General features: G+C 33.8%; 16 protein-coding genes. 10 read left to right on the forward strand and 6 right to left on the reverse strand.

Features of this window, described 5'->3' with window-relative positions:
• Window positions 1–2 precede the first annotated feature (2 nt).
• The 9 genes from HM982_RS03825 (at window position 3) to ftsY (ending at window position 7,286) form a co-directional block, all read left to right on the forward strand.
• On the forward strand, window positions 3–2,075 hold the full coding sequence (locus HM982_RS03825) for a hypothetical protein (RefSeq protein ID WP_179351787.1): 2,073 nt from the start codon (window positions 3–5) through the stop codon (window positions 2,073–2,075).
• A 142-nt stretch (window positions 2,076–2,217) separates the two neighbouring features.
• On the forward strand, window positions 2,218–2,994 hold the full coding sequence (locus HM982_RS03830) for a 3'-5' exonuclease (protein ID WP_179351788.1): 777 nt from the start codon (window positions 2,218–2,220) through the stop codon (window positions 2,992–2,994).
• An 85-nt stretch (window positions 2,995–3,079) separates the two neighbouring features.
• On the forward strand, window positions 3,080–3,691 hold the full coding sequence (locus HM982_RS03835; protein ID WP_179351789.1) for a fumarylacetoacetate hydrolase family protein: 612 nt from the start codon (window positions 3,080–3,082) through the stop codon (window positions 3,689–3,691).
• Entirely contained in the window at window positions 3,692–4,033 is a 342-nt protein-coding gene (locus HM982_RS03840; RefSeq protein ID WP_179351790.1) for an Hpt domain-containing protein, read from the forward strand.
• Between the two features lie 7 nt (window positions 4,034–4,040).
• Window positions 4,041–5,285: a competence/damage-inducible protein A gene (locus HM982_RS03845; RefSeq protein ID WP_179351791.1), complete on the forward strand. Its 1,245-nt coding sequence runs from the start codon at window positions 4,041–4,043 to the stop codon at window positions 5,283–5,285.
• A gap of 161 nt (window positions 5,286–5,446) precedes the next feature.
• Complete coding sequence (gene rpmB, locus HM982_RS03850; RefSeq protein ID WP_179351792.1) at window positions 5,447–5,683, forward strand: 50S ribosomal protein L28; 237 nt, start codon at window positions 5,447–5,449, stop codon at window positions 5,681–5,683.
• 32 nt (window positions 5,684–5,715) lie between these two features.
• Entirely contained in the window at window positions 5,716–5,898 is a 183-nt protein-coding gene (rpmG, locus tag HM982_RS03855) for a 50S ribosomal protein L33 (protein ID WP_173281391.1), read from the forward strand.
• Between the two features lie 49 nt (window positions 5,899–5,947).
• Window positions 5,948–6,100: a DUF4295 domain-containing protein gene (locus tag HM982_RS03860; RefSeq protein ID WP_179351793.1), complete on the forward strand. Its 153-nt coding sequence runs from the start codon at window positions 5,948–5,950 to the stop codon at window positions 6,098–6,100.
• Window positions 6,101–6,311: 211 nt separating this feature from the next.
• On the forward strand, window positions 6,312–7,286 hold the full coding sequence (ftsY, locus tag HM982_RS03865) for a signal recognition particle-docking protein FtsY (protein ID WP_179351794.1): 975 nt from the start codon (window positions 6,312–6,314) through the stop codon (window positions 7,284–7,286).
• Window positions 7,287–7,358: 72 nt separating this feature from the next.
• On the opposite strand, the gene HM982_RS03870 is transcribed toward ftsY, so the two are convergent.
• Entirely contained in the window at window positions 7,359–9,560 is a 2,202-nt protein-coding gene (locus HM982_RS03870; protein ID WP_179351795.1) for a T9SS type B sorting domain-containing protein, read from the reverse strand.
• A 178-nt stretch (window positions 9,561–9,738) separates the two neighbouring features.
• On the reverse strand, window positions 9,739–10,815 hold the full coding sequence (locus tag HM982_RS03875; protein WP_179351796.1) for a serine hydrolase domain-containing protein: 1,077 nt from the start codon (window positions 10,813–10,815) through the stop codon (window positions 9,739–9,741).
• 250 nt (window positions 10,816–11,065) lie between these two features.
• Here HM982_RS03875 and rimO point away from each other — a divergent pair, with 250 nt between their 5' ends.
• Window positions 11,066–12,379: a 30S ribosomal protein S12 methylthiotransferase RimO gene (rimO, locus tag HM982_RS03880; RefSeq protein ID WP_179351797.1), complete on the forward strand. Its 1,314-nt coding sequence runs from the start codon at window positions 11,066–11,068 to the stop codon at window positions 12,377–12,379.
• A gap of 96 nt (window positions 12,380–12,475) precedes the next feature.
• Here the strand turns inward: rimO and HM982_RS03885 are convergent, their stop codons facing one another.
• The 4 genes from HM982_RS03885 to HM982_RS03900 form a co-directional block, all read right to left on the reverse strand.
• Window positions 12,476–13,321, reverse strand: coding sequence for an aldo/keto reductase (locus HM982_RS03885; protein ID WP_179351798.1), 846 nt, complete (start codon window positions 13,319–13,321; stop codon window positions 12,476–12,478).
• A 115-nt stretch (window positions 13,322–13,436) separates the two neighbouring features.
• Complete coding sequence (locus HM982_RS03890) at window positions 13,437–14,438, reverse strand: alpha/beta fold hydrolase (RefSeq protein ID WP_179351799.1); 1,002 nt, start codon at window positions 14,436–14,438, stop codon at window positions 13,437–13,439.
• A gap of 51 nt (window positions 14,439–14,489) precedes the next feature.
• Complete coding sequence (locus tag HM982_RS03895; protein ID WP_179351800.1) at window positions 14,490–16,784, reverse strand: TonB-dependent receptor family protein; 2,295 nt, start codon at window positions 16,782–16,784, stop codon at window positions 14,490–14,492.
• 24 nt (window positions 16,785–16,808) lie between these two features.
• Window positions 16,809–18,104, reverse strand: a complete 1,296-nt coding sequence (locus HM982_RS03900) for a PQQ-dependent sugar dehydrogenase (RefSeq protein ID WP_179351801.1) — start codon at window positions 18,102–18,104, stop codon at window positions 16,809–16,811.
• Window positions 18,105–18,321 lie beyond the last annotated feature (217 nt).

Genomic DNA, 18,321 nt, shown 5'->3' on the forward strand with positions numbered 1-18,321 from the left:
GTATGAAAAATGACATATTAATTGAAGATCAATACAAAAGAACCTTTTTATTCGACAAGGAAAACGTTAATCATCTCGTTCACGTTTTAAAGCGGTTTAATACTGTTCCGAAATTAAATAATATTAATATTATTACGTCTACTAGAGAGCCAAATACGTTTAAAATTGTACCTAATAAAACGATTATTATAGGTGAGCGTTATTTAGCAAACCCTGTTTTGGCTTTGGTGTATTTAAGATATGGTATAGAATGGCAACTTTGGTATAAGGCATTGAGCAATAAAGAAGAAGATGTCGCTTTATGTGATATAGCTGCTTTTAAGGTTGCTCGTATATTTTACTCGTTATTGCCTAAGGAGGATAAAGTGAAACTAAAATCTTTAGATTATTTTTTAATCAATTTAATTACAGAAGACAAGGCTATAGATGCTACAAGCTTATTGAATTATGATGAACTTCAAGCGTTTCATGGTATAGAAAATACCAATCCTAAAGTTGAAGAAGCTTGGGAGCCTATTTTAGAGAATTTAGCCAAACCAACAGAATATTTATTGATGGATGGTGGTGATTTAAGGTTAAATATTGATGAGGTAGCGTTATTAAACAAATATGGTTGTAGACCTTTTCCACGACCAGAAGCATTTACGTTTGCGTCATCTACCGCAACAAGTGTGTCTAATTTTGCATTCGATAAGACCGATAAAGTAAGGAGTATCTTAATTAAAAATAGTTTGAAGCATGGTGCGCAAGCAGCGATTACAGATTTTTCTGAATTACTAAAAAATAACCTCAAAAAAATATTTAAACTCAAAGAGGAGAGCCAAATTATATTCTCTCCGTCTGGTACGGATGCGTCTCTTCAAATTGCTGCATTTACTCAAATTGTCACTGATAAAGCTATAACTCATGTTTTAGTCGCTTCAGATGAAACAGGAAGTGGTGTCCCTGCAGCATTAAAAGGCTGTCATTTTGAAAATACCACAGCGCTTAATCACCCCATAAAAAAAGGTGATAAAATTGAAGGGTTTAGAGATGTAGAATTAATTAAAGTGCTATTTAGAGATGAAGATGGTAAATTAAAATCGACTAATCAGTTAGATAAAGAAGTTTTTGATGCTATCAAAGAAACCAATGCAAAGGGCAGTCATGTGGTTTTACATATCATGGATCAATCTAAATTGGGTTATGGAGCACCTAGTGAAAAAATGATGCAAGATTTAGAGGTGCTTAAAGACTTGTCTATGCAGGTTATTGTAGATGCGGCACAAATGAGATTGGATCCTGCAGACATACAGCATTATTTAGAAAAGGGTTATATTGTTTCAATTACAGGAAGTAAATATTTTACAGGACCACCATATTCTGGTGCTCTAATTTTGCCAAAGAACGTAAATGAATCAATAAACGCGTCTAAAAATAAGTTACCAGCAGGATTACATCAATATTATAATCATTCTGATTGGCCGGTTTCTTGGGCTTGTTCAAAAAACCTAGCAGAAGGATATAATTACGGCGCTTATATGCGCTGGAATGCTGCCATAGCTGAAATGGACCGCTATTTTAAAACCCCTATTTTGTATCGAAATATGGGAATTGAGATGTTCTGTAATTTTGTTGAAGATTCAGTTAGGGAGGCTAGCTTTTTGGAACCATTGTATGGTGATGAAACAAAACCTACAAGTTATAATAATGAAGCGTTTGGCTTAAAGAGTATCCGGACTATTTTTCCGTTTTTCATTAAAAAAGACCATAAAGTACTCTCTGTAGATCAGGTTAAAAAACTCTATCTTTTATTGAATTCAGATTTATCTACTCATTTTGAGGGTTCTCCTTTAGAAATCATTAGGCTTGCAGCTCAAAAATGTCATATAGGGCAAGCGGTTAATGTAAAATACGGAAATGATATTCAAAGTGCTATTCTACGAATTAGCTTGGGCTCAAGAGTTATTTCAGAAAGTTGGGTTAAAAGAGATATTAGCTTGTTTTTTAGCAATATAGAAATGCAAATGAGCCAAATTACCGTTATTATAAAAAAGATAGAGTTAATAATTAGTCGCCCTGATTTGTTGGATTAATATCGTAATTACAAATAATTATCAACTTACAGTCGAGTGTATTTAAAGTTATAAAACTAAAATTTTGCAGCTAAATATATCACGATTAATAGCCTTACAATTCTACTTATTCTAAGTATCTTTGTTTTATAAAACAAAAATAATGCAACTCAATCTCACTAAACCTATCTGTTTTTTCGATTTAGAAACCACAGGAATCAATATTTCAAAAGATAGAATCGTAGAAATTTCCATCCTTAAAGTTTATCCCGATGGAAAGGAAGACGCTAAAACTTGGGTCGTAAATCCTGAAATGCCAATTCCGGCAGAAGTGACAGCAATTCATGGTATTTCAGATGCAGATGTTGCAGACAAACCAACATTCAAAGAACTTTCTAAGGAAATTTATAATCTAATTAAAGATTCCGATTTAGGCGGATTTAACTCTAACCGTTTTGATATTCCATTACTAGCAGAAGAAATGTTGAGAGCTGAAATCGATTTTGATATGAAAGGTAGGCAATCTGTTGATGTGCAGACTATATTTCATAAAATGGAACAGCGAACCTTAGTCGCAGCATATAAATTTTATTGCAATAAAAGTCTCGAAGATGCCCATAGCGCAGAAGCAGATACCAAGGCGACTTATGAAGTTTTAAAAGCACAATTGGACCGTTACGAAGATTTAGAAAACGATACTAAGTTTTTAGCTGAATTTAGTTCACGAAAAAAATTCGCTGATTTTGCAGGTTTTCTTATTTTTAATAAAGAAGGTGAAGAATGTTTTTCTTTCGGAAAGCATAAAGGAAAGCGTGTATTAGATGTTTTAGATAAAGAACCAGGTTATTTTGGCTGGTTGTTAAATGCTGATTTTCCACTTTACACAAAAAAAGTGTTGACAGCGATTAAATTAAGTCAGTTTAATAATAAGCTTAACTAAGAACCAAGAAAGAGACTCAAGTAGCTTGTCTCATCTCGTGTTTTTAACAACGAAGCAGTCTAAAGTCTAAGTTATCTAAAAAGAAATGAAATTAATCTGTATAGGTCGTAATTACACTGACCATATAAAAGAACTCGAAAACGAAAAACCTACAGATCCTGTCGTGTTTTTAAAACCAGATACGTCAATTCTGTTGAAGAAACAGCCTTTTTTTATTCCTGATTTTTCTGATAATGTACATTATGAAGTTGAGGTTCTGGTAAAGATTAACAAAGTAGGGAAGTATATCGATAAGAAATTTGCTCATAAATATTATGATGACATTGGGCTCGGTATAGATTTTACAGCACGAGACCTTCAAGCACAATTAAAAGATAAAGGCTTACCTTGGGAAAAAGCAAAAGCTTTTGATGGCGCTGCTGTTGTAGGTAAATGGTTGTCTAAAGCCAAGTTTCAAAATGTAGATGATATCAATTTTAGCTTAAAGAAGAATGATGAGGTAGTGCAAAGTGGAAATACCAAGTTGATGCTATGGAAAATTGATGAACTCATAGAATATGTGTCTAAATATTTCACTTTAAAAATTGGAGATATTATCTTTACAGGAACTCCAGCCGGAGTTGGTAAAGTGTTTGCAGAAGATAAATTAAAAGGATATATTGAGGACGAGGAAATGTTCTCTATAAAAATCAAATAAATGTCACAACATTATAAATTACATCGTGTAAGAGAAATGGCTGAAGACGACGAAGATTTCGTTGCAGCATTAGCCGCCGCCTTTATTGAAGAAGTTCCAGAAGATGCTGAGCGTTTAAGGTCGGCAGTACCCTCAAAAGACTACAAGGAAGCGTATCAAGCAGCTCATAAAATGAAGCCCACTATAGATTTATTTGAATTAGGTGTTTTAGAGACCTTAATTGAGGTACAAGATTGGGGTAAATTTGAGCAAACCGATAAAAATATAGACCAACAACTTATAACCGTATTAACTGCGGTAGATCAAGCCGTTAATGAAATTAAAGCCGATTTCGGACTATAAAAAGTAAATGCAAGCAGAAATTATTACTATTGGCGATGAGATTCTTATTGGTCAAATTGTAGATACAAATTCAGCATTTTTAGGTAAAGAATTCAATAAAATAGGAGTTTCTGTATATCAGATAACCTCTGTGCAAGATGATAAAGACCATATTCTAAAAGCTTTAAAAGAAGCCGAAGAAAATGCGGATATCATTATTATAACAGGTGGTTTAGGACCAACCAAAGACGATATTACCAAACACACCATTTGCGAATACTTCAATGATACTTTAGTTGAAGATAGAGCGGTTTTGGCTAATGTAGAACGTATTTTTTCAAAATATAAGGCACCACTTTTAGACGTTAATAAGCAACAGGCATTAGTACCGTCTAAAGCTAAAGTGTTAATGAACCATAATGGTACAGCACCAGGAATGTGGTTAGAGAAAAATGGTAAAGTGTTTGTTTCACTTCCAGGCGTACCTTTTGAAATGAAAGCCTTAATTACGGAGCAAGTTATCCCTAACTTAAGAGCTAAATTTAAGTTCCCATGTATAATGCACAAAACCATTTTAACTTATGGTCTTGGAGAAAGTGCCTTAGCAGATCGTATTGCATTATGGGAAGATAATTTACCTCATTTTATAAAATTAGCCTATTTACCAAGCTTAGGACGTGTACGCATACGTTTATCTGCCAAGGATTTTGATGAAGTTTTGGTTAATACAGAAATACACAACCAAATTAATTTACTGTTACCACAAATTAAAGATGTGTTTATTGGCTATGAAGAAGATGAGTCTATTGAGGCAGTTATTGGTAAACAACTCACTGAAAGAGGCGAAACAATAGCTTTAGCCGAAAGCTGTACAGGAGGTCAAATTGCAAAATCACTCACAGCAAATGCTGGTGCTTCAGCATATTTTAAAGGCAGTGTTGTAACTTATGCAACTGAATCTAAAGTAAACTTATTAAAAATATCAGAAGACCTTATCAATACGCATTCTGTAGTTAGTAAAGAAGTGGCGGAGGCTATGGCGCAACAAGTAAAAACATTATTTAATAGTGATTATGCTATTAGTACCACAGGGAATGCAGGCCCATCAAAAGGCGATTCAGATGCAGAGGTCGGAACGGTTTGGATTACGGTGGCTTCAAAAAATAAAATTTATTCCGAGGTTTTTGACTTTGGAAATCATCGCGAAAAGGTGATTGTTAGAGCTACTAACAAGGCTTTTGAATTGCTTGAAAAATATTTTTTGAAAAAGTAGCGGATTATGTTTGCTGAAATCTAAAGTTTTATTAAATTTGCACCCTGTTTAAAATATCCATGTCTGGATTTTAAATTCTTATTACCATTTCATTAGAGGTATTCCTCTTAAAATAGTAATAATTAGCAGAAAAATAATTATAGACCTAAAGAAAGAAAACAATGTCAAGAGTTTGTGAACTTACTGGGAAAAAAGCGATGGTTGGAAACAATGTTTCTCACGCTATGAATAAAACAAAACGCAAGTTTGATGCAAACTTGATTAAAAAACGTTTTTACATTCCTTCAGAAGATAAGTGGGTAACATTAAAAGTTTCTACATCAGCGTTAAAGACTATCAATAAAATTGGTATCGATGCAATGTTAAAAGAAGCTAGAGCAAAAGGATTTTACAAATAATAGCGTTTATTTAGCGCTTAAGTCAATTTACAATGGCAAAAAAAGGAAATAGAATACAAGTTATCTTAGAGTGCACGGAGCACAAAACTTCTGGAAAACCAGGAACATCAAGATATATTACAACGAAAAACAAGAAGAATACGCCAGACCGTATGGAGATTAAGAAATTTAATCCTATCCTTAAGCGTATGACAGTTCATAAAGAAATTAAATAATAATTAGAGATTTGTGCGTTAGTACAAATGTCAAATAACTCGCAGAGGTATGGCAAAGAAATCAGTAGCGTCTTTACAGACAGGATCAAAGCGTTTGACAAAAGCGATAAAAATGGTGAAATCACCTAAAACTGGAGCTTACATGTTCGTAGAATCAGTAATGGCACCAGAATTTGTCAATGACTTTTTATCAAAGAAATAATCTTTATTTATATATAAGATTTACAAAAACTGCTTTCAAACGAAAGCAGTTTTTTTATGTTTATATTTTAGTTAAGGCTGACAACATAGCAGTAGTATAAATAAAGGCAAGATTGTTGTTATTGGAATTGTAATGTAATATATTACACCTTATGATGATGGTAATTAAATAATTGCTTAATTATAAATTAACAACCTAATAAACTTTATAAATGAGTTTTTTTAAAAAAATATTCTCTTCTGAAAAAAAGGAAACCTTAGATAAAGGTTTAGAAAAATCTAAAACTTCTTTTTTTACAAAATTAAATAAAGCCGTTGCAGGTAAATCTAAAGTCGATGATGATGTTTTAGATAATCTTGAAGAAATCCTAGTCACAAGTGATGTTGGTGTTAATACGACGCTAAAAGTTATAGAACGTATTGAAGAACGTGTGGCTAAAGATAAATATTTAGGTACTTCTGAACTTAATAAAATACTAAGAGAGGAAATAGCAGCTTTACTTTCTGAGACAAAATCTGGTGAAGAAACGGAGTATACAATTCCTGAATTACCAAAGCAAGCCGATGGAAAAAAGACACCTTACGTGCTTATGGTCGTTGGTGTTAATGGCGTTGGAAAAACGACAACCATTGGAAAATTGGCTTATCAGTTTAAAAAGAAAGGATTAAAAGTTGTACTTGGTGCTGCTGATACCTTTAGAGCTGCAGCTATCGATCAACTACAAGTTTGGGCAGATCGTGTAGATATTCCTATGATTAAACAAAATATGGGTTCAGACCCTGCTTCAGTGGCTTTTGATGCGGTTAAATCTGGAGTAAACCAAGATGCAGATGTTATTATCATAGATACAGCCGGACGTTTACATAATAAAATTAACCTAATGAATGAGTTGACCAAAGTAAAACGTGTTATGCAAAAAGTGGTTGGTGATGCACCACACGATGTTTTGTTAGTTCTTGATGGCTCAACAGGACAAAATGCATTTGAACAAGCTAAACAATTTACAGCAGCAACAGAGGTCACATCATTAGCCGTTACTAAATTAGATGGTACTGCTAAAGGTGGTGTGGTTATCGGTATTAGTGATCAATTCAAAATTCCTGTTAAATATATAGGTGTAGGTGAAGGCATTGAAGATTTGCAAGTTTTTAATAAATATGAGTTTGTAGATTCGTTCTTCAAGTAGTAAAACATACATAATATTTTAGAACCGATTGCAATATTATAAGAATTGTAATCGGTTTTTTTGTTTTAAACTCTATCGTTTTAAAGTAAAGTGACCTGTGTATGTTTTTCCATTTTCTCTAGTAACTGTAAACCAGTAATCACTTGTTGGTAGGGGATTACCATTGTATGTGCCATCCCAAAATGAAAGGGAGTTTAGATGTGTAAGGATTTTGCCATATCTATTAAAAATTTTTATTGTCATATTAGGCTCTTCACTTGCATGTCTAATAAACCAAACGTCGTTATGACCATCACCGTTAGGAGTGAAAAATTTAGGGTAATTTAAGAGGTAGACTTCTTCTTCAATAACACCACAGCCGTTTTTATCTTTTATAAATACGGTATATTCTCCAGAGTTTAGATGATTAAACCGGTTGCTATCTTGGTAGTTAATGTCATCTAAAGAATATTCATAATCTCCTAAACTTGCATCCGATAAATTTATAATTATGGAGTTGTTGTCAACGGTCCAATCTATAGTATCTATACTTGAAATAACTGCGGAGTTAGATTGTACAACTTCAAAATATTTTGTAGAGGAACAGAAGTGAGTGTCATAATCTTCAGTTACCGACACCCAATAATCGCCATAGGAGTCATTAGTAACAGTTATACTTTGAGAAGTTTCTCCTGTAGACCACAGATAATTACTAAAACCATAGCCTGCATTAATGGTAACGTAATTAGCATTAGTACAGATAGCAACATTGTCATCAATATTAATAATAGGAGTTTCTACAAGACTAAGTGTAATTTCAGCAATTTGATAACAGTTATCAGCTGAATCAATTCTAACATAAATAGTGTCTGTGTCTAAAGTCCACTCAAAATCCGTAGGTGTCGCTATTTTGCCGTTTTCTGAATCATTTTGAGCATCTGAATTAGATGTAAAATAACTAAATAAACAATCAGTACAGTTGGTGATTTGTGTCTCGTACTCGGTTAGATCTATATATTCATAATTATCATTTGCAGTATCACAAATAATAGAAGAGACATTATTTAGAGCTAAACTTGGCGCTACAATTGTTACTAATATAGGGAGTCTATCATCACTTTGGCAGCCACTTAAATTTTCTGATGCGGCATAATAAGTTGTACCATCAATTAAATTTGTACTTGCTTCTACGATATTACCATTTGTTTCAGCATCGTACCAAATAGCAACGTTACTAATTTCAATATCATTAATTGTAGGGTTTTGTGTGGTACAAAAAACTTGTTCAGACACACCTGTTAAAGCTTCCGGAATTTCTATAATTTGAATACTATAAGATTCTGATGTTATTCTACAAGTCAAAGCATTGATGTTAGTTCCGTTAGCAACTGATAAACGGTATAAAAATAGACCAGGAGTGTCAGTGGTATTAAAAATGTATTCAGTGGTTGTGGCTCCAATAATATCACTCCAATTAACACCTGAATCCTCAGAATATTGCCATTGATATTGTGGGTCAGTGTATCCAGAAGATACCGTAGACTGAAGTGTATAACTTATATTTTCATCTTCACAAATACTAAGATTAGTACCTGTTTCATTGTCTATTGCGTTAGTAATAGTAGGTCCACATGGTTTAAACGTAATATCGTCTAAGGCAATGTCATTTCCAGGATGTGCGCTCGGTGCAGAATTTAGAATGGTAATAGTCACTTCGGTTTCTGCGCCTAATGTAAAATAGAACCCATATTGTTGCCAATTGCCTGAAGACGATTGTGCAATATCTCCGGTATTATATGAACCTAAAATATTTCCGGAAGTATCACTTATTCTAAAGGTTACATCAGGATGGTATTCATCAGTTCCAGCAGTAGGATTCATAATATTCATTAGCCATGCAGAAAATTCAAAAGTAGTATTAGCGCAGAGTCCTGTAACAGTATAGGTATAAAATACACCTTCATTTGCAATTACGGCACTATTAATAACCATCATATAGCCATTACTGTTACCTGTATGATCAGTGGTAGCATGCCACGCATTATCTTTTAAACCACTGGTTGTATTTGCAATGGTATATTCACCTTCGTCTAAAGTGCCAGAAGCACTGTAGGTAAAAGCCGTAATGTCTGAGCCTAAAGCATTACCTCTTCCAGAGCCAGATCCAAAATTAATTTCAATAACAGGGTCACCTAAGCTACCTTCACATAATTGAGCATAGGTATGTAATGAAAAACATACCAAAAAAAGCAAGGTTAATTTATGCGTTCTATGTAAAGTTGTAGTTTTAATCAAATCTAAAATATTTAAAGCAGAATACTGCTAAATCTCTATTTTTAGATGTGGTTCATGCTTAAAACTTGCGCTATAATTTTTAAATGTTGGAATGAGTGTTAAAATTAGAGTCTAAGTTGAGCTAGATTATTGGAATTATTTTTGAATTCTAACTCAAATATTTTTTTTAGAAATTGGATTAATCTACTAAAGCATTAATTTTTTCCCAAAGTTCATTGTCAAAAGTAGAAAGAGCAAAATTTTCATCATCTGCAGCTTGTCCCATTCGTATAACGACTAACTTTTTACTAGGAACAATATAGATTTTTTGGTCATTTTTACCTAGAGCTGCATACATATCGCTTGGAGCATTCGGAATAATAGTCCCCGGAAACTCGAGCTGACTTTGTGGTAAATGATAGGATGTTTTGCCATTAATCCACCATAAATAACCATAGGCTAAATTTACATTTTGTGAGGTGTTAGTGGCATCTTCTAAATAAGCTTCACTAACAATCTGTTGATCTTCCCACATACCTTTGGCGTAGGTCAGTAACCCAAATCGAGCCATACTTCTAGTGTCACTGGCATATACTTGTAAGCCACCTAAATTAAACCAATCGCCACTCATACCAATAGGAGTTTTTAGTTTAGTAGTAAAGTAATCATCCCAAGTTTGGCTGGTAGCTTCAGCGACTACCTCTTGCATTTTTACATAAACATTATGATAAGCCCAGCGTGTACCAGCATCTGCAGTATAATATAAGTTTGAAGGGGAAATATCATCTCCAGTAGTATCATCTAAACCCGAAGTCATTGTTAACAAATGTTTGCAGGTAATTAAGTCTTCTTTTTCTAATGGAGCGCTGGTCCACCCCGTACCTACATAATCAGAAACTTTAGTATTTATGTTAATATAGCCTTCGTCTTCAGCAATACCAGATAATGTAGTCGTTAAAGTTTTTCCTGCACTTGCCCAATACCAATTTGAATTAACATCGTGGTCATTCATATATGCTTCTATTACAATTTTACCATGATGAAGCATGATAAAGCCTTTAGTATGCTTTTCCTCTAAAAAGTCTAAGAGTGGTTGACGTTGGTCTACATTCCAGTTGAGGTCAGTCATCGTTTTGGTTTCCCATATAGCTGAGTCTGTAGGTGGAAAATATAGAGCTTCAGATTCTGGTTCTTCAGGGTTTGAATCGTCTTCAGATACACAGGAAAAAATTATCAAAGCACTAAAAACTAATAAAGTAAAGTAGCTGCGTTTCATAGATTTTTTTTTAATTAAGACTTACAAAGTATAAAAAAGTTTAGTTTTAGAAGTTATTCTTTTTTTATTATCACTGCGAATCTCATCGTTAACTTTGTATATCTCTATGTAATTATATCTAAAAAATCACATACATCCTTAGAATTATAAATAATTTATGTCCGTTTTCCAACCTAAAGAAAGCAATTTTGATTCAAAAATCAATTATCGTAAATCATTCCGTATCTTTGCAAACTGATTTACAAAAAGCATGAGAACTAAAACCATTAAAAAAAATAAAATCAACGTCATTACATTAGGCTGTAGTAAAAATGTTTACGATAGTGAAGTGTTAATGGGACAGCTTAAAGCAAGCGGCAAAGAGGTTGTTCATGAGCAAGAAGGTAACGTTGTTGTAATTAATACCTGTGGCTTTATTAATAATGCCAAAGAAGAAAGCGTAAACACCATTTTGGAGTATATGCAAAAGAAAGAAGACGGCGATGTAGATAAGGTTTTTGTTACAGGGTGTTTAAGTGAGCGCTATAAACCCGATTTAGAAAAGGAAATTCCTAATGTAGATCAGTATTTTGGTACCACAGAATTACCAGGCTTATTAAAAGCTTTAGGTGCCGATTATAAGCACGAACTTATTGGTGAGCGTTTAACGACAACCCCAAAAAATTATGCGTATTTAAAAATTGCTGAAGGTTGTGATCGACCATGTAGTTTTTGTGCTATTCCTTTAATGCGTGGAAAACATAAAAGTACACCAATTGAAGACTTAGTTATTGAAGCTGAAAAATTAGCCGCTAACGGTGTTAAAGAATTAATTCTTATTGCTCAAGATTTAACCTATTACGGTTTAGATATTTATAAAAAACGAAACCTTGCCGAATTACTTGAAAACTTAGTTAAGGTTGAAGGTATTGAGTGGATTCGTTTGCACTACGCTTTTCCAACCGGTTTCCCGATGGATGTGTTGGATATTATGAAGCGTGAGCCTAAGATTTGTAATTATTTAGATATTCCATTACAGCATATTTCAGATTCAATTTTAAAAAGTATGCGTCGTGGAACTACGGAAGCTAAAACGACTAAACTACTTCAAGATTTTAGAGCAAAGGTTCCTGAAATGACCATTAGAACCACATTAATTGTAGGCTATCCTGGAGAAACTCAAGAAGATTTTGAACTGCTTAGAGATTGGGTAAAGGCGATGCGTTTTGAACGTTTGGGGTGTTTTACCTATTCACATGAAGAAAATACGCATGCTTTCAATTTAGAAGATGATGTTCCTGAAGAGGTGAAAATGGAACGTGTTAATGAGATTATGGAAATTCAATCTCAGATTTCTTGGGAATTGAATCAAGCTAAAATCGGACAAGAATTTAAAGTGGTTATCGATAGAAAAGAAGGCAATTACTTTGTAGGAAGAACAGAATATGATTCTCCAGATGTGGATAATGAAGTATTGATAGATGCAACATCTACCTATTTAAAAACAGGTGAATTTGCATTGATAAAAGTAATAGAGGCTGAAGACTTTGATCTTTATGGTGAAGTGGTTTCAACGTCTATTTAAGTCATTGACTTAAGAAAATAATAAAGACTAGTAAATATAAAAAGCCATTGATACGATTTAATTGTGTCAATGGCTTTTTAATTGTGTTAAACAATTTTAAATAACTCTTTCAGGCCAAAATAGTGGGTGTTCACCACTAAAGCCAAATTCAGGAAGCTCATTAATTTGTTTCATCTCTTCATCAGAGAGTTCAAAATCAAATAGTTTTATATTTGATTCAATACGTTCTTCCGTTGTTGATTTCGGAATCACTATCACATCATGTTGAATAACCCAACGAAGACAAACCTTAGCCACAGTTGTGTTGTGCGCTTTTGCAATCGCTTTTAATTCTTCATTTTCAAAAACTTTCCCTCTTGCTAATGGCGACCAAGATTCAACAACAATATTTTGCTTTTTACAATAGTTGACTAATTCTTTTTGCCAATAACCAGGATGAAACTCTATTTGGTTTAATGCTGGTTTTACATTCGCTGTTTTAAATAAGGTGTCAAGGTGTTCTTCAAAAAAATTACTCACACCTATAGATTTTATTTTTCCTTCTGCTTGTAATTCTTCCATAGCTTTCCATGATTCTGCATTAGCTTCCTGCCATTTATCATAGTTCTTAGCATTGGCTGGCCAATGAATGAGGTAAAGGTCTATATAATCTAAATCGAGACGCTTTAAGGATTTTTCAAGTTCCTCTTTCGCTGATTCGTAGCCTAAATTTTCGCGCCATAATTTTGTGGTTACATAAATCTCATCTCTTGAGACACCACTTGCTTTAATTCCTTTTCCTACGGCTTCTTCATTGCCATAAACAGCGGCTGTGTCTATTAATCGATAACCATTTAATAAGGCGTGTTTAACAGAGTCAATGCCATCTTGTTCTGTTGCTTTATAGGTGCCAAAACCTACGATTGGAATGTTATTACCATCATTTAAAGTTAGATTTCTCATAATTCAATGTTTATTAATTTTTGACCTTCTCTATATGGAGAAAAAAGGTACTAATCTTTTCTAATTTAAGCTACTATTTTTAAAAAATACTTGGTTTGTTGGTATCCGGAAAGGCTTAAGCCTTTAAAAAATTAACTAAAGGTTTTATAAAACGATCAAAAGTTTCTATGTGAGGCAAATGACCTACATCTTCCAATTCTATTAACTGTGAATTTGGTATTTTCTGTTGGGTGCTTTTTCCTAATTGATTATATAAACCCATTGTTTTTTTTACGTCATAAGAGACAAGTCCTTTTCCTAAAGCCGTTCGGTCTCTTGTACCAATAATTAAAAGTGTTGGTGCTGTGATGTTTTTAAATTCGTAAACCACAGGTTGCGTAAAAATCATATCGTAAGTTAGTGCTGCATTCCACGCAATAGTTTTATAATCTGAATTCAAAGTCCAGCCTGCCAATAAATTTACCCATTGGTCATATTCTGGTTTCCAATTATTGTCATAATAATTCTCTAATTGGTAAGATTTAATGCCTTTAGCTGTTTTTTTAAGTTCATTAGTATACCACCATTCAACAGGTTGGTAAGGAACTTTTAGTTTCCAATCTTCTAAACCAATAGGATTTTCTAAAATTAATTTTTCCGTGACCTTAGGATACATCAAAGCAAAACGTGTGGCAAGCATACCGCCCATAGAATGGGCTAGAATAGCCGTCTTTTCGATATCTAGAGTATCTAAAAGTGTTTTAGTGTTTTTTGCGAGCTGTTGAAAAGTGTAATGGAAATGTTGTGGTTTTGACGATTTTCCAAATCCAATTTGATCAGGTACAATCACACGAAACCCTTCTTGGGTTAAGGCTTCAATTGTAGTTTTCCAGTAAGCACCATTAAAATTTTTACCATGAAATAAAACAATATTTTTTCCACTGTAATTTTCTGGTTTCACATCCATATAAGCCATGTTTAGGCTTTGTTCTTGTATGTCTAATTTTAAAGTTGAAACCTCATAAGGGTATTTGTAATTGGTTAGTTCAAGATCTAACCATTGTAAAGAATCGGTTTGTGCTGTTGAAAATTGAAAGGCAACTATTAGACTTAGCAATAGTAAAATATTCTTTTTCATAGTGTACTGTTTTAGATTAATAATTGTTTCTTTATTTAAATACATTATATTTTAAATTGTGTAGGCTAATTTAAAACCACTAAACCAATTTCTAGGTAATCCTGGATAAAAGTATCGTGGTTCTGAGTTTCCAAAACCTACCGCATTAATAAGTACTGATGAGGCGTAGGCTTCATCGGTAAAGTTGTTAATACCCGCATTAATTTCTATAGAGAAATGTTTGGTCAGTGCATTTCTGTAGGATAATTTAGCATTAAAGACGGTGTAATCATCTGAATATAGTGTGTTGGCATCATTTAGAGGCATATCACCAACATGGAGAAAATTAGTATTTAAGTCAAAATTTTTATAACCTAGCCTAATGCCGCCATTGACTTTGGTATCAGGAACACCTGTTAGTTCGTTTCCAGAATAGTCGCTGTCATTATCTACAAAATCAATAAATTCATTGTCAGTAATTTCTGCATTAACATAGGGGGAAAGTAAGAACCCATTATCAAATGTTTGCACATAAGATGCCGATAATTCAATACCCTTATGTTCTGTTTTCCCTGCATTACGACCAATATACTGATCTTCACCAACGCGGTCAGCCACTAATAAATTGTCGATGTCTAATACGTAAGCTGAAAGCTGAAAGCGTAGTTTCTTTTCTAAGAAAAATAGTTCACTTCCCACTTCGTAATTGATGCCTGTTTCAGGCCCTAAATCGGGATTGATAATACCCTCCGGTGTAAGCGTTTCTTCAATAGAAGGATAATTAAATCCTCGGCTAACGCTAACATAGGCGTTTATGTTTGTAGAAAATTGATATAGAAGATTAAGATTAGGAGCGATTATGGGGTCAAAATCACGATCTGCATTTCTATTGGCTTGGCCACTATTAAAGTCGTCAGTAAATTTATAGTTAGTGGAGTTTAAATTTAGACCTAATTGTGCTTTTAGTTTTTCGGTAAAGGGAAGCGTAACCGTAGCAAAAGCATTAAAATTGTTACGGTCTTCAATATTGTCACTAAGCAATTGTCCTTCTAAACTCCCATTGTTATTATTAGATTCGTAAAGATTTTCTATCGTTTTCCAGTTGTATTCATCTTTATAAAGTTCTCCACCAAAGCTAAGGTTAGCGTTGTGATTTAAAAATGTAAAATCTTTGGCAAAAAGTGTCCGTGCCCCATAACCATTAGTGTATTCATCTAGAATATTAAAAGGGCGCGGTTCATAATGGTCTAAATAGCTGTAGAAAACAGAGGTGGTATTACTAAATTTATCTGAAAAACGATGCGTATAGTTTAATCCGACTAAAACTTGTTTGTTATCTTCAAATCCCTGTGCACTGCCCCAAGTAAAAGCGGCTTGGGAAGGATCTTCCTCAAAGGCAGTTTGACTTATAGAACTTGGTATTTGTGCGTAATAATCAATGTAATTGATTAAAACACCAAGGTTATTTTTGTCGTCAAATTTATAATTGGAAGTTAATAAAACAGCTTTTCGGTTATAGTTGCTATTATCACGATAGCCATCCGTTTTTAAATGGTCATAATTGAGATTAACGGATAAGTTATCATCTGCAGTAGCCATAGAAATATTATTCTTTAACAAGCCAAAACTTCCCACAGTAAGACTACTTTTAAAATAAGATTCGCCACTAATCGCCTGTTTTGAATTGAGTAAAAGTGTACCTCCTAAATTAGTGCCATATGGTGTTGCTTTTGGCCCTTTTACAATTTCAATATTTCCGATATCTTCGGGGTCATAAGCATCAATAATTGTTGATCCTGTTCCATTTGTAATAGGAATACCATTAAAGTAAGCTCGTATTTTATTGGTGCCATAAAGGGTACGCGAGCCGACTCCTCTGATTACGATTCTATTAGTGTTAAGCGCGCCATTGTGAATATAAACACCAGGGGTTTCGTTGATTACAGAAGTTAATTCTCTAGGACTATATTGCTCAAGTTTCTGTGATGTGATTTTTGCTGTTGGAAGAATAACCTGACTTTCTTTTTGATAGGTTGAAGAGACAATAACAGGTTCTAGGCCAAGGATTTTTTCCAAAGCTTCCAGTTCAAAAACTTCATTGTTTCCAGATAAAGTGACCGTTTTTAAATAATAATCAGGATGTTTTAATGTGATTTCTATTGGAAGCTCATAGTTGGCATTTAAAGTAAAGATTCCTTCAGTATTGGTTTTAGCAATAATTTTGCGATTCAATAGTATTGAAACATCAGCGACAGCATCGTTATTCTTGTTACTGACTTTAGCACTCGAATTTTGTGAATATATAGGGTTGATAATGGCGATTAATATTATAACCGCCATCATTTTAAGAGATGTTAGAGAATTCATTAAATATAAAAAGGGATTTCGTTTTTAATTGTTGTAGCTCACTTTCCAGATGGTATTACCAGAATCATCGTTTACGAGTAAGTCTCCCGATGGCGTTACGGCAACACAAACAGGTCTTCCATACACATCAGTTTCACTGTCTTCAGCAATGAAGCCGGTAAGAAAATCTTCAGGCTCTCCTGTGGGTTCACCATTTTCAAAAGGGATATAAACCACTCGATAGCCCGAAAGCACAGAGCGATTCCACGATCCGTGTTGACCAACAAAAATGCCATTTTTATATTTAGCAGGAAAATTCCCTTCATCATAAAATGTCAGTCCTAAGGATGCGGTATGAGGTCCTACAGAAACATCTGGAACAATTGTTTTTTCTACAAGTTCTGGAGCTTCGCCTGCTAAACGTGGGTCTTCAATTGAACCAAAATAGGCATATGGCCAGCCATAAAATCCGCCTTTTTTTACACTAGTAACATAATCTGGTACTAAGTTATCTCCAATTTTATCACGTTCGTTAACCGCTGTCCAAAGTTCACCGTTTACCGGGTTCCAGTCCATACCAACAGGATTTCTAAGGCCACTAGCATAAATAATTTCATTCTCTCCATTTATATCTACTTCTAAAATATTAGCGCGGCGTTCTTCTTCTTCCAAGCCATATTCACCAACATTACTAGCAGAACCTACAGAAATATAAATTTTATCCTGGGCCTCGTTGGTGATGATATTTCGAGTCCAATGATTATTATAACCACCCGCAGGTAAATCAACTATTTTTTCACCTTTGGAGGCATCTAAAGCAGTTTGCCCAACTTCATAAGGGTATTTGTAAAGCCCATCGGTATTGGCGACAAAAAATGAATCGTCAATAATTAGCATTCCAAGCGGTTGTTTTAAATCATCGAGGAATGTTTCACGAAGTTCTATATCACCATTGTCATCTTTATCTCGTAATATGGTAATAAGGCCTGCGCTATCTTTTGTGTTTGCTTCACATACAAAATAGTCACCATTAGGGCCAATGTACGTCCAACGTGGATTTTGGAAACCGTCTGCGAATTTGGTAACGGTAAAACCTTCGGGCGCTTTAGGCATTTTGCCTTCTGGCCAATCTACAAGAGTATTTTCTTTACGTACAGATTCTGTCGCGTAGGGTTTGGGTAGAATTAATTCGCCTATAGCAGTTTGTACGGTGTCTGCAGGTTGTTGTGATATTTGCTCTTTTTTGTCATCAGAAACCTTCATTTTTTTTTCTTTTTCCGATTTACATGAAAGCATAGAAATCATTAAAGCAATGATTAATAGTGTGTGTTGTGTCTTCATAATAGTAATTTTTTTGCTTTTTCAAAATTAATATAATCCTTAAAAAACCTTAACTCATATAAAAAACGAATGGACTCAAATAAATACTTAATATGCAGTTAATATTGGTGTTAGGAGCGATAATTACAAAAATGATAGCTCGTGTTTTTTGAATATGCGATGTGAAGTTTAAATAAGTCTTGAGAGCCTTTTTTTGATTTAATTATTAGTTGTTTTT

The sequence above is a fragment of the Winogradskyella vidalii genome, from assembly GCF_013403955.1.
In the GTDB taxonomy this organism is placed as follows: Bacteria; Bacteroidota; Bacteroidia; order Flavobacteriales; family Flavobacteriaceae; genus Winogradskyella; species Winogradskyella vidalii.